Source organism: Spirosoma profusum (assembly GCF_014699005.1).
In the GTDB taxonomy this organism is placed as follows: domain Bacteria; phylum Bacteroidota; class Bacteroidia; order Cytophagales; family Spirosomataceae; genus Spirosoma; species Spirosoma profusum.
Window position 1 is genome coordinate 75,883 of sequence record NZ_JACWZY010000002.1, and the last position, 12,860, is coordinate 88,742.

The window sequence follows — 12,860 nt, forward strand, 5'->3', positions numbered from 1 at the left end:
CGAGGAAATGGTTGTCAGGAAAGAAGTAAGAAACGCTCCCAGTACGTTGGTACGCCCAGGTCGGCCAGTAACACCAGACCGACGCTGCTTTCGCCATCGAGTATGCCTAAGTTGGGAACTAAAGCGCCCTGGTCGAACGCCAGAAATACGTTTTCGTCTGTCTCAGGCAACGTGTATTGCGCTGTTTGTTGCAGCCAATAATCAGCGGCTTCCGTAAATAGAGGATGGTGCGTTTTTTGGGCGAAGCGTCGGAAAATATGAGCCGCCCCAGCCGCACCATGACAAATACCCGCATCCTTAACAGCCGTTTCGGCTAGTTCCCGACGCTGAGCAGTTTTGAGCATCGTTTCGAGCGCAATCGACTGCCAGTGCGCGTTTTTGAGTTTCTGACCGCACAACCAGAAGGCATTTGCAATGCCCATATCGCCATAGCACCAGGCCAGACGACTATTCTTCTCCTGGCGGTTTTCCAAAACCATGGTGGGGAAAACGCTGATACCCGACTGATTACGAATGCTTTCCATCCATTGCAACGTACCATGAATCAATTCGGCACATTGCTGGCGGGCGTAACCTCTTTCGTAAAACAGACTCAGTATGGAAACGATGCTGGCAGTACCGTGCGAAAGGCTCGGATTATACAGCGTTCCCCCCTCAGGGTTGCGGTTGAACGTATCATGGAATGGCCAGGTAATATCACCATTCGGGAAACGTATCGCCGTTGCCGACAACGTATCGACCATCTCTGCTACGTAGCGGGCAATGATTGGCGACGGTTGGCGCTCCAGATAATATAGTCCGGCGCTTAATCCGCCGTGCAGGTAATCGAAGTCGCCACTCTGAAGCGACGCCATCGACATTTCGAAAAGAGGCCCATCCAGATCGGCCACAATGTCCTGTGCGTCCAGGTCGTCGGCTGGCAGCAGACCGTGGTTCATCAGGTGCAGAAATCCCCAGGCTACGCCCGAAATCCCACCTGCAAAGGCGTGGTTCAGTTCGCCGGTTTGAATGGCAGCCAGGCTTGTCGTGATACGTTCCCAGATGCGGCTATCGTCGCTCTGTTTGTGGATGGATTGGGCATACGCTTCGAACAGCGCGAAACCCATCTGCCCGCCCAGTAGTGATACATTATCATCAATGGGCTGAGAAACAATGTGTTGGTAGATACGGTCGAGTATTGCTACGTTGGAGGACGCAGGTAATAGGATTGAGGAGTTCATGGAGGATTGGAGAGGAAAAGCAGGCAGTAACTCGTTATGAGGACTGAGGATTACTGCCTGCTACGTATAAATGAGTGGAAGCGAGGATAAGCGCGATTATGGGCAGCAACTGCTTTTCACAGTATTTCCCTTATCGGTAGCTCTTGCACCCAAAATGTGCTGGGCCTGACTCTTCGACAGCACAACGATCTGATCTGTCTTCAGGCTAATTTTTGATACGTTCTTTTTCATGACTGCATGGTCAGAAAAGAGGAAAAATGCTTACTCACTTCTACGATTTTCAGCATCCTCTTTTGCCGTTTCAGATTAAGGTTCAGTTGGGCAGTAATAAGGCTTAGCGCTGCACTGAACTCTTGATTCGGGACGCATACCGCCAACCAGGTTCTTGGTTTGAGCGTACGAGAGAGCAACGATTTTGTCGGTCTTCAGGGTGATTTTTGTGATTTGCTTTTTCATGGTAGTCCGCTAATGCGGGATTTGTTGTTTAAACTGTGTGATTGATGCCTACTCTGAGTGAAGGTTTTCGGCGCCCCCTTTTGTCTTAGCAGATCATGGTCGCACACTGTTGTGGTCTGGTTACCGTACGAACCGGTACACCTGCTTTAATATTGGCACTTTCCTGATTTGACAGCACGACAATCTGGTCGGCTTTCAGGGTAAGTTTTTGCAATTTCTTTTTCATTGAATTGTTTGTGTTTACTGTTTGAATAATGTTTACTCGATTGACAGGTTTTTGATGGCTCTCTTACAGGCAACCCCATTTATAGCTTAGGCAAAATGGTGGCTGAGATGCTGTATTAGTTGCCGTACGAGTCGGCATTCCTGCTTTAACATTGGCATTCTCCTGCTTTGAGAGTACCACGATCTGGTCGGCTTTCAAGGTAAGTTTTTGCAGTTTCTTTTTCATTGTCTTGTTTGTATTGACTGTTTGAATAGTGCCTACTCTGTCGACATATTTTCGGCGCCCCTTTTATATTCACTTGCAGCCTATGGTTCCGCAACGTGAGGTAGGGCCCGGCATTCCTGCTTTGATATTGGCACTTTCCCGGTTCGAGAGCACGACAATCTGATCGGCTTTCAGGGTGAGTTTTTGCAGTTTCTTTTTCATTGACTTGTGTGGTGAAAATGGAATGATGCCTACTCTGTCGACAGGTTTTCGGCGTCCCCTGAGTTACTCGAAAGGCGGAAGACGCTTAGGGCGTCCAGCAGCCAGGGCCTGAAGGCGTGCAGGTAACTGATCGACAGCCGATCTGGCCTGACTTGTCGCGCATCATGCCGCCTTGCAGTTGGAGCGCGCTCGCTTTGGAAAGCGAAATGATTTGGTCTGTTTTCAGACTCAGTTTTGCGATTTGCTTTTTCATTGTACTTGTTTGTGTTTCCTGTTTGACTAATGCCTACTCTGTTGACAGGTTTTCGGCGTCCCCTGTAGTGTTCTTACCAGCAAACATTTTTGGAGTTACATCCCAATGCTGTCTGACAGGCGCTGTGCCGCGTCGGAGGAGGCATGCCACCCTGTAATTGGCGGGTGTACTCTTTAGACAGGGTAATGATTGAATCCGTTTTTAAGCTGATTTTTGATACTTGCTTTTTCATAATAGTCCGCTAATGCGGGATTTGTTGTTTAAACTGTGTGATTGATGCCTACTCTGAGTAAAGGTTTTCGGCTTTCCCTTTTGATTGACATCGCCAACTAAACGTATTGGATGTGGCGTCTGTCTGTGTCGCTTGATCAAGAAGACGATGCAAAGGTATATCGGCCCCATTGTGGGGTGTTAGCACTATTGTAACAAGGTTTTTAACTATTGTAACAGCATTTTTTAGTTAAAAATATTATACGAATAATTAATAAAATACAATTGTCTAGTTATAAGCAACAATAAGCCACTTATTAACTCATAGCTACCAGTTATTCATTGGTTAACCCGCAGGAACACGAAAAATCAGTTCTTTACACGTGCCCGTTATCCTTATTAAGCAATTCGTGTAGGGCATCGGGCAAAATTTTACATCAAATACTTACCTTTCTCTTTTCCAGCGATGATATTTTCGAAATCTCTCCTATTTCTGCTGCTTTTTTTGAGCACAGGTTTATCGGCGGTGGCTCAATCGGGTAAAATCGACAGCCTGGAACACGTATTGCGGCACCAGGTTGCAGATACCAATCGGGTAAAGACGCTGGCTAAAACGGCTGAAATGTACTGGACTAGTAATCCGCCGAAGTCGAAACAGTACGCCGAAGAAGCAATAACGCTGGGTAAAAAGCTAGACTATGCACTCGGCATAGGGATGGGGTACACAAATCTGGGGATTTATTATTGGTCGCAGGGGAAATATCCCGAGGCTATTGGACATTTTAAATCCGGCATATTGAATTATGAAAAAGCAAATTATTTGAAAGGAATTGCCGGTTGTTACAATAATTTAGGAATGTGTTCTCGAAGTGCCGGTGATTTTTCGCAGGCAATCAGCTACTATTTCAAAGCCCTGAAAATTTACGAAAAGCTGGCTACAGATAAGGGGCAGGCTCAGATTTATAATAATATCGGCCTGGTATTCAAGCACCAGGAAAAGTATGATCAGGCTCTGTATTACTATCAGCAATCGCTTCGCAAGAGCACTGGAAAAGACTCCCTGAATCAGGCTGGTACGCTGGATAATATCGGCGGTATCTATCTACTCAAAAAAGACTATCCCAAAGCCACCCAATACCTGAATCAATCTCGGGTGCTCTTTCTTAAGCTCAAAGAGCCGATGGGCGTAGCGATTTGCAATAACGATCTAGGGAAGACATATATGGCTATGAATCAGTACGCTAGGGCCGAAATGTATTTTCAGCAGGCGTTACTGGCGGGCCAAAAGCTAGGGCATAATACCGGTGTTCTGACGAGTTTATTAGGGCTGGGCGAGGTTCGGCTGAAAACGGGACGCGCCGTCGAAAGTCTCGATTTCTTCAACAAAGCCAGTTCTCTAGCCGATCAGTCAAAACAGCAGGATGCTCGATTACGTATCTACAACGGATTGGCGTCTGCCTACAGCCAAACGGGAAATTTTGCTCAGGCGTATCAATTTCAGTCGAAGTGGACAGTATTGAAAGATTCGATGTTCAATGAAACGAGTGCAAAGAAAATTGCCCGTGTTCAGGCTGAATATCAGGCAGAAAAGAAACAGATTGAAATAGAAGGACTGAAAAAAGATAACGAACAATCGGCTTTCACCCGAAATATTAGTATCGTTGGCCTGTTGGGCATTCTCCTGATTGCCGGGTTGGTTGTGAGCCGTCAGCGACTGAAAATTCGCAACGATCGGTTACTGGTCCAGAAAAGTGCTGCTATTGCTGATAAGAATCAATTACTAGCTGAACAGGCATCTCAACTGACAGCCGCTAATGAGCAATTAAAGGAACAATCCGCTGAGGTTGCCCGTACGAACGAACAACTGGAGAAACAGGCTGTCGAACTTGCCCAAAAGTCGGAGCAATTACAGCAACTGGATCAGGCCAAGTCTCATTTCTTTGCCAATATCTCGCATGAATTCCGCACCCCGTTGACGCTTATTCTTGGTACGTTGCAGGATAAGTTAAACCAGAACCCGAATGCTCCTTCCGCTGAGTTCGCCGTTATGCATCGCAACGCCAGCCGGTTGCTGGAACTGATTAATCAATTACTGGATCTGTCCAAACTTGAATCAGGCCGACTAAAACTCGAAGCCCGGCCTGGCGATATGGGTCAATTTTTCCGCATAATAATGAGCTCATTCGGGTCGCAGGCTGAGTACCGACGTATCACATTTGACCTATCAATGCCTGAAACGGGACTTTACTATTTGTTTGACGCGGATAAATTGGAAAAAATAACATCGAACCTTCTCTCCAATGCTTTCAAGCATACGCCCGATGGTGGGCGGATCAGGCTACTTGTCGATACGTTGCCAGAAACATCGTCGATACGTATCAGTGTGCAGGATAGTGGCCCCGGCCTTGCTATCGATCAACTCGATAAAGTTTTCGACCGTTTTTACCAAGGCTCCCGCCAGTATAGCGACCAGCAAGGCAGCGGCATAGGTCTGGCCCTGACGAAAGAACTGGTTGAATTACACGGAGGGCAAATAAGCGTTGAAAGCCAACTTGGTCATGGTGCCCGGTTTGTGGTCGAACTTCCGCTTAGCCAATGCTCAGCCGCCGTTATTCCATCTGCCGACGTATCGATTCCCATTTTGATAAAATTATCCAGATTTACCAACGTAGCACCCGACGACGTAACACCCTGTCAAGCCGCCACCGATACCAAAAAGCCTTTGTTGTTGATCGTAGAAGATAACCCAGATTTGAGGACCTATATCCGCCAGCATTTACAAAATCAGTATCGGGTTATTGAGCGCGAAAATGGCCGCCTGGGCCTGGAAGCGGCTCAGGCCGAAATACCTGACGTAGTAATCAGCGATCTGATGATGCCCGAAATGGATGGGCTGGAGCTATGCCATCATCTGAAAACCGACGAACGTACCAGCCATATTCCTGTAATATTGCTTACCGCTTTGGCTACTCAGGAAAGTAAACTACAAGGACTCGAAACCGGTGCTGACGATTATTTAACCAAACCGTTTGATGCCCGGGAGTTACTGCTACGTGTCTCGAATTTACTAGAAATGCGCCGACGTATGCGAGAACGGTTCGGGCGTGAAATCCGCCTTCAACCGAACGATGTTAATGTTACGTCGACCGATGAGAAGTTCTTACAGCGGATTATGATCGTAGCCGAAGCGCACCTAAGCGATTCGTTATTTGGGCCAGAAGAGTTTAGTAGAGAGGTCGGGATGAGCCGGATGCAATTGCACCGGAAACTGACAGCCATTACAGGTCAAACCACAACCGAATTTTTACGGACACTACGTTTAAAACGAGCGGCCCAACTACTGGAAGCACAGGCTGGTAACGTATCGGAAGTAGCCTTTACTGTTGGTTTTGAACACCTGTCGTATTTCGCGAAAAGCTTCCGTGAACAGTTTGGCGTATCGGCCAGCGAATACGTCGAACAGCTCAGTGTAAAATCTTGAAAAAAACTGTTTTAGCCTGAATTCACGACTTACTCAGGCCCAACATTCTGAGCTAAAACTTTATCACCAGGCGGCTGGCTTCACCACTTTTTCCGCTTTCGCTCCCGCCTTACCAGCGCTCAAGTTCTGAGGAGTCGGCTTGGTCGTCAATCAAGTTGCTGATAGATAAATACCCACACTTTGGGGAAAATGTGCCACTTTTTTCTACGGTTGACCAGGCTGCATAGTAATTGTTATAGTAGATAGTTGCTTGTTAATCAGAATGATAACATGAGATTGTTATAGTTGGCACACTTTAGGCTAATGTAGTAGTAACGCTATGAAATTGCTAGCTGTCAGCGAAAAGGCAGCACTTATATAGACTCAACGTTAAGAAAAATGGAAGAAAGAAGCCTGATCATGATCAGGCTTCTTTTGTTTTGTGAAAGATCAAACGGCTTGATCATAAATCTGTATTTTTTATTTACTGCTTCACAATGATGGTATGATAAATGATCTAATACTTACTAATTAGTAAATTTAAAACCGATTAATCATTTGTCAGTGATTGATTAGGGAACAAGTGTATACGCGTTTGCCAACGAAAAATATAGATGTTGCTCGGGGTCGACTTAAGCCGACGGCTAATTGTATAGCTATCAGCTTAATAATCCTGCTCATTGGCCTTTGTACGTGGGCAGAAGCCCAGCCGTACGTGGCCTGGGTGAAGCATTATGGTCCGGAGGATGGGCTGGCGAATCGGGAAGTCAATGCCATTTTTCAGGATCGGCAGGGCTTTATGTGGTTCGGTACCAAATTTGGTCTGAGCCGATTCGATGGAAAGACCTTCACTACGTTCACCAAAGATCGTAACGGGCTCAATTTTGATGATATTCAATCGATAGCTCAGGATGCCGATGGCTTGCTGTGGCTCATGGGCCCCTATGGCGAATCAAGGATTACCCTCTTCAATCCCTTGAATGGTACGGCTATTCCATTCGAGAAAAAGTTTAACAGGCAGCTCATTACTGAGCCTTTAAATACGCCACAACGACTGCTTGGCAGCCCTGATGGTACTATCTTTTTTGCAAATCGCCAACCGGCTGCGCTGGCAACGTATCACCCCAAATCGGGTCTGCACTACGTCCAACTTCCTCAGTATAAAAAACTGGCGGTGCTTCATGTCACCGCCAGAAATACCGTTTGGGCGTTCGCCGATGGCACCGATCTGGTTGAACTGACGGCGCAAGGAAGGGTGCTTCATCACTTTCCCCATCATCTACGTCATGTAATTACCTGCCTGGGGCAACGCAATGCCGGAAGTGAGTTTTTTTATCTGGTGGCTGACTCTACCGATTCGGCAACATCCACGTTTTATCGGGTCGACGAATCCGGTCATCGCTATAAACTTCCGCGATCCTGGCAGCCTGCCAATCGACAGTATCTTTTTCCGGTTTATTATGCACTGGACAAGACAGGCTTACATTGGGATGGCGTCCATTTGAAGGATTCAACCAACCGAACGATTCTGGACATTACCGACCAGCTAGCAGGTGAAGCCATTGTTAATCGAAGTTTTTTTCGGGACCGAGACGGCTGGATGTGGCTGGGAACCAGTTTTGGCCTGTACCAGGTAAAACTGACGCCCAACTATTTTCGCCGGTTATTTTACGACGCGACCTATACGGGCGAAAAAACAGCGGCTATTCGGGCTATCACCGTTATTGGTGATACTGTTTACGCCAACTTTGAGAAATTCGGGCTTTTTACCACCAACGTATCAGGTGGATTGGTAAAAAAACTGTTCGGTAATAACGTCTCGACAGAAGCTCTGGCCAACAGCCAATCCGGAAAACTCGCGCTCGGTACTGGAACACAACTCATTGAATATGAGCTAAAAACAGGAGCAAACAAGGCTTTTCAATTTCCTTATGGCTTCACGGCCTGGGCGCTTCATCAACTACATACCGACCAATGGATAGCCGGTGGCCGTCTGGGTCTTTGGTGGGTCGAGACCAAAACTGGACAGTTTAGACCCTTTACCCAGTTCAATCAGTTCACCGAACTTGCTCAGTCGCACGTGTTGCATATCGCCCCTGATTGGCAGGGTACTCTCTGGATTTGTGCGAATACCGGCTTGTACAGTATTGATCCGATAAAAGGCATTACCGCCCGTTACTGGAGCGGAGGTAAAGGTAATTTTTACCTGCCTGCCGACAATTATCAGCATTATTACGTTGATCAAAAAGGAATTTATTGGCTGGCCACGGCGAATGCCGGACTGATTCGCTGGGATCGGCGAACCCATCAGTACCGGCAATTTCGACGTTCAGAAGGTTTGTCCAACGACAACCTCTACGCTGTTTATGCCGATAAACGAGGTCACCTCTGGCTCAGCAGCGACTATGGGGTTATGCAGTTCGATCCGATTCGGTTCACAACAAAGACGTACTTTGTGCAGGATGGCATTACTCACAATGAGTTCAATCGGATTTCGCATTTCCAGGATCAGCGGGGGCGAATTTATTTTGGTGGCCTCAACGGGGTCACAGCCTTCGATCCACAGGATTTTATTGTTGAACCGCCGTCGGCTCAGTTACCGATACGTCTGGTATCGTTTCGTCAGTTGGATCAGGCCCGTGATCAATTAATCGACAAAACGGAAGAGGTCGCTAAAAGCAATCAAATCGTGATACGTCCGGGTGACCAGACGTCGGTAGTGGAATTTGCGTTGCTTAATTTCACAGATGGCGAAAAGAACGTATATGCATACCAGTTCAAAGGTTTAAACAATGCGTGGACACAGCAGACGGAATCATCGTTACGTTTAGGAAACCTGCCTTATGGTACGTATCAACTATTGATCAAAGGACAGTCTGCCAATGGCCAGTGGTCATCGAATGTGCTGACAATTGACGTCGATGTACAGCGACCCTTTTATCTCCAAATCTGGTTTCTGGTACTGGCGGTGTTATTGACAATCGCCGTAATCTGGGGCTGGTTGAAATGGCGGATCTGGAACCACCAACAGGAGCAGCTCAGGCTCCAATCTGAAATTCATCAGGCTACGGCACGTATTGAAGCGGATAAGCAACTCATTGAACAACAGGCAAAAGCGCTTCTTCAACTGGATGAAGCCAAGTCGCGCTTTTTTACGAACATCTCCCACGAATTTCGTACCCCGCTTACTGTCATTCTGGGGATGGCAGCCGATCTGAAACGACAAGCGACGGCTGAACCGGAACGACAGCTTCGACGGACGGGCGATTTAATTGAACGTAACGGCCGAAATTTGCTACGTCTGATCAATCAGATTCTGGACCTGTCAAAACTTGAAGCTGGCGAGATGCAATGGCAACCCATTCGGGCCGATCTGGTACGTTTCACCCGTTACGTTACCGAATCATTTCACACAATCGCTTCGCTCAAAAACATTACGTTGCATTTTCAGGCTGATGAAGACGTATTGGAAACGGATTTCGATAAAGATAAACTTCAGGATATTCTGTCTAATCTACTGACCAATGCCCTCAAATTTACCCCTGATGGTGGGCAAGTTTATCTAAATCTATCTGCTGGTACGCAGGAAGATTCGCTCCAGCGTCAGGGATATTATGAAGCCGTTTCGACCAACTGGAAGCCGAACGATGTGTGGATTTCTATCCGGGTGCGGGATACAGGTTCGGGTATAGTGGCCGCTAATCTCCCGCTCATCTTTGATCGATTTTTTCAGCAATCTACCAACACGGTTTCCAGCCAATCTGTCGCTGAACTTGGTGGAACGGGTATTGGCCTATCGCTGGTACGTGAACTGGTGATGTTGATGCAGGGAGGATTGGCCGTTCGGAGTCGGGTGGGTGAGGGAACCGAGTTTATTGTTCAGTTGCGCCAGACCCGCCTGGCGCCGTTGATTTCGCAATCATTGGATGACCCAGAAAGTCATAGTTCGGAGGAAACAGATACGGTAGTGACGATGGCCGATACCGGGGAAGAAAAACCCATGTTGTTGCTGGTGGAAGATAACGAGGATGTGGCCGATTACATCATAACCTGCATCCAGGCCGATTACCGAATTCTACGGGCTGAAAACGGTCAGAAAGGCATCGACCTGGCACTGGAAACAATTCCAGATTTGATTCTAAGCGACGTAATGATGCCCCTCAAAGATGGTTTTCAGGTATGTGATACGTTGAAAAACGATTCTCGAACCAGTCATATACCCATTGTGCTGCTCACCGCTCGGGCTGCCGTCAGCGACCGGATCAGTGGTCTGCGTCGGGGGGCGGACGCGTACCTGACCAAACCCTTTCAGCGGGAAGAGCTGGACGTAGTACTGAGTAACCTGCTGAAAACCCGTCGTCAGTTACAGCTTCATTATAGCCAGCAAGCCCTTAATACGGTTTCGCCTGATTTAGCTTTGGCCGACGATGGTCGGTCGCTGGAAGACCAGTTTTTGCATAAACTGAGGCTGGCGCTGGAACCCCAGTTGAGTCAGGACCAGTTGTCGATTGACGCCCTTTGCCAGCAGGTCGGTATGAGCCGTAGCTCGCTCCATCGGAAGATTACTGGCCTCACAGGTATGCCTCTCACCAGGTATGCCCGATCGCTTCGACTCACCAGAGCCAAAGAGTTGCTAACCTCCTCCGAGCTGAACATTTCAGAAGTAGCCTATGCAGTGGGCTTCGATGATCCAAAGTATTTCAGTCGGGTTTTTTCCGAAGAATTTGGTATTTCTCCGGCCAATTTCCGTCTGTTGGAACACTAGTTAACTTTTAACGTAACGGTTGTGCTTTCACCCCCTCAACCGTGATCTTGACGGGTTTGATGGCTCCTTTTTCATCGAAATACATGCGGTCGATGCAGGTTTCGCGGTGGTTGCCGTCGGTTTCTGTGAGGGGGCGACGGTGGTAAATGATGTACCAATCCTCGGTATTAGGTACCTGAATTACGGAGTGATGCCCGGCTCCTCTAGCCACGGTTGGGTCTTGCTCAAGGATTTTACCCACACGCTCAAACGGGCCAAAGGGCGATGAGGACGTAGCGTAGGCAACCGAATAATTTGGCCCCGTCCAGCCCCCTTCCGACCACATGAAGTAATACGTTCCGTTACGTATAAACATAATCGGGCCCTCTACGTAGTTCTTCGGCGTTATTTCCCGATACGTAGTGCCATCAGGAAAAGGCAGGAAACCGGTGAAGTCGTCTTTCAACCGGGCAATGTTGCAGTGGCCCCAGCCGCCGTAAATGAGGTAGTACTGACCGTCTTTGTCTTTAAAAACAAATTGGTCGATGGGTTGCGCACCGTTGTGAATCTGACCGACCAATGGTTTACCCAGATAATCTTTAAAAGGCCCCGCCGGATTGTCGGCCACCGCTACGCCGATGCCACCAACTTCTTTTTTGTCATCGTGAATGTCGTTGGCACCGAAAAACAAAAAGTATTTCCCGCCTTTTTCCACGATGGCAGGTGCCCACATAGCCCGCTTCGCCCATTTAATCGCCGTCGAATCCAGAATACGACTGTGTTTAGTCCAGTTCACCAAATCCGGCGATGAAAACGCATCGAAAAATATCTGCTGATTGTAAGGCGCTGAATACGTGGGGTAAACCCAATATTTTTTTTCGAAAATAACGCCTTCTGGGTCGGCGTACCAACCCGGAAAAATAGGATTTCCAGATGTAGTCTTCTGGGCAAAACTCACCAACGTAGTGAGCGACATGAAAGCGAGCAGGAACGTAATGCGTAGACGGTACATATTGTAAAATGGGTGCTTTTGTCATGCTGACGCAGGAATCGGACCGCCGAAGCGGCATCTTAACATAGCCAAACTCTCAAATAAGGAAACGTTAAGATGCCGCTTCGGCGGTCCGATTCCTGCGTCAGCATGACAAAAATAACGTCTATTCTATCTGTGCTACTAAGAATGGTCGAAAATCATCCGCCAGCCTTCTTTCGTTTTTGTCCAAACGGTCGTAAACCAGCCAGTGCGGTCAGGTCTCTCGCCCCCGGTGAGCACGTATTGTCCTGTTACCAGCGCATTCTCTTTTCCCAAAAGGCGAACATTAACATGCTGGTAACGTAGCACTTGTAGCGGTCGTCCTGTTTTCCAGAAACCATTTTTCATAGTGTTCTCAATCACTTCGACGCCACCACGTGGGCCATTGGGTCCCATTTCCTGCGCGTCGGGCGTGTAAGCACCCAGGTATTGTTGCAGATTTCCTTTATTCCATCCCGCCGACGTAGAATCTAATGCCTGACGAATCTGGGCTTCATCGCTGGGCTTGGGTTTGGCAAAACCAGCCAGAACAACCAACAGGAGAAAAACCGTGAGCTTGAAAACTTTCTTCATGTTTAAAGAGTGATGGTTTATCATGTTGTGATGAGATTAAGACAGACAGTTAAAGTACAGAAAATTCCATTCGGATACTAATTGTCTCGGTTCAGACAACGTTGCCTGTTTGAGCTGGCCTTTGTTTGTTGTTTTGCTTCAAGTTTCAGTAAAACAACAGAACAATGAACCAGACTCTTTCAAATTCAACAGAGCAACCGTTTTATTTTACTCGTATCGCATTGATAGTGAGTCAAATAACTGCCTGCCTTTCATCTTT

The 12,860-nt window shown here is 47.5% G+C and carries 11 protein-coding genes; 2 read left to right on the top strand and 9 right to left on the bottom strand.

Annotated features, from left to right (window positions below; translation table 11 throughout):
- Positions 1-14 precede the first annotated feature (14 nt).
- The 7 genes from IC229_RS02740 to IC229_RS02765 form a co-directional block, all read right to left on the bottom strand.
- Complete coding sequence (locus tag IC229_RS02740) at positions 15-1,220, bottom strand: lanthionine synthetase LanC family protein (protein WP_190885395.1); 1,206 nt, start codon at positions 1,218-1,220, stop codon at positions 15-17.
- 96 nt (positions 1,221-1,316) lie between these two features.
- Complete coding sequence (locus IC229_RS36045) at positions 1,317-1,451, bottom strand: class I lanthipeptide (protein ID WP_190885396.1); 135 nt, start codon at positions 1,449-1,451, stop codon at positions 1,317-1,319.
- Positions 1,452-1,526: 75 nt separating this feature from the next.
- Positions 1,527-1,676 carry a class I lanthipeptide gene (locus IC229_RS02750; RefSeq protein WP_190885397.1) on the bottom strand — a complete coding sequence of 50 codons (150 nt, stop codon included), beginning with the start codon at positions 1,674-1,676 and terminating at the stop codon, positions 1,527-1,529.
- A gap of 85 nt (positions 1,677-1,761) precedes the next feature.
- On the bottom strand, positions 1,762-1,902 hold the full coding sequence (locus IC229_RS02755) for a hypothetical protein (protein WP_190885398.1): 141 nt from the start codon (positions 1,900-1,902) through the stop codon (positions 1,762-1,764).
- Positions 1,903-1,965: 63 nt separating this feature from the next.
- On the bottom strand, positions 1,966-2,127 hold the full coding sequence (locus IC229_RS02760) for a hypothetical protein (RefSeq protein WP_190885399.1): 162 nt from the start codon (positions 2,125-2,127) through the stop codon (positions 1,966-1,968).
- A 69-nt stretch (positions 2,128-2,196) separates the two neighbouring features.
- Positions 2,197-2,328, bottom strand: a complete 132-nt coding sequence (locus tag IC229_RS35680; protein WP_262893378.1) for a hypothetical protein — start codon at positions 2,326-2,328, stop codon at positions 2,197-2,199.
- An 85-nt stretch (positions 2,329-2,413) separates the two neighbouring features.
- Positions 2,414-2,581: a class I lanthipeptide gene (locus IC229_RS02765; protein WP_190885400.1), complete on the bottom strand. Its 168-nt coding sequence runs from the start codon at positions 2,579-2,581 to the stop codon at positions 2,414-2,416.
- A 676-nt stretch (positions 2,582-3,257) separates the two neighbouring features.
- On the opposite strand from IC229_RS02765, the gene IC229_RS02770 reads away from it, so the two are divergent.
- Positions 3,258-6,272, top strand: a complete 3,015-nt coding sequence (locus tag IC229_RS02770) for a tetratricopeptide repeat protein (protein ID WP_190885401.1) — start codon at positions 3,258-3,260, stop codon at positions 6,270-6,272.
- A 574-nt stretch (positions 6,273-6,846) separates the two neighbouring features.
- Complete coding sequence (locus IC229_RS02775) at positions 6,847-11,016, top strand: hybrid sensor histidine kinase/response regulator transcription factor (RefSeq protein WP_223833830.1); 4,170 nt, start codon at positions 6,847-6,849, stop codon at positions 11,014-11,016.
- A 7-nt stretch (positions 11,017-11,023) separates the two neighbouring features.
- Here IC229_RS02775 and IC229_RS02780 read toward each other — a convergent pair whose 3' ends face one another.
- Together IC229_RS02780 and IC229_RS02785 are read right to left on the bottom strand one after the other, a co-directional pair.
- A complete protein-coding gene (locus IC229_RS02780; RefSeq protein ID WP_394355921.1) occupies positions 11,024-11,971 on the bottom strand; it encodes a glycoside hydrolase family 43 protein in 948 nt (315 codons plus the stop codon).
- A gap of 198 nt (positions 11,972-12,169) precedes the next feature.
- The gene (locus tag IC229_RS02785) at positions 12,170-12,601 is read right to left on the bottom strand and encodes a YybH family protein (protein WP_190885403.1); all 432 of its coding nucleotides are present in this window, start codon (positions 12,599-12,601) and stop codon (positions 12,170-12,172) included.
- Positions 12,602-12,860: the final 259 nt, after the last annotated feature.

Coding starts and splice junctions, on each gene's coding strand:
- IC229_RS36045 (WP_190885396.1), bottom strand. CDS start 1,451: ATGAAAAAGAACGTATCAAAAATTAGCCTGAAGACAGATCAGATCGTT.
- IC229_RS02770 (WP_190885401.1), top strand. CDS start 3,258: ATGATATTTTCGAAATCTCTCCTATTTCTGCTGCTTTTTTTGAGCACA.
- IC229_RS02755 (WP_190885398.1), bottom strand. CDS start 1,902: ATGAAAAAGAAATTGCAAAAACTTACCCTGAAAGCCGACCAGATTGTC.
- IC229_RS02780 (WP_394355921.1), bottom strand. CDS start 11,971: ATGTCGCTCACTACGTTGGTGAGTTTTGCCCAGAAGACTACATCTGGA.
- IC229_RS35680 (WP_262893378.1), bottom strand. CDS start 2,328: ATGAAAAAGAAACTGCAAAAACTCACCCTGAAAGCCGATCAGATTGTC.
- IC229_RS02750 (WP_190885397.1), bottom strand. CDS start 1,676: ATGAAAAAGCAAATCACAAAAATCACCCTGAAGACCGACAAAATCGTT.
- IC229_RS02785 (WP_190885403.1), bottom strand. CDS start 12,601: ATGAAGAAAGTTTTCAAGCTCACGGTTTTTCTCCTGTTGGTTGTTCTG.
- IC229_RS02740 (WP_190885395.1), bottom strand. CDS start 1,220: ATGAACTCCTCAATCCTATTACCTGCGTCCTCCAACGTAGCAATACTC.
- IC229_RS02765 (WP_190885400.1), bottom strand. CDS start 2,581: ATGAAAAAGCAAATCGCAAAACTGAGTCTGAAAACAGACCAAATCATT.
- IC229_RS02760 (WP_190885399.1), bottom strand. CDS start 2,127: ATGAAAAAGAAACTGCAAAAACTTACCTTGAAAGCCGACCAGATCGTG.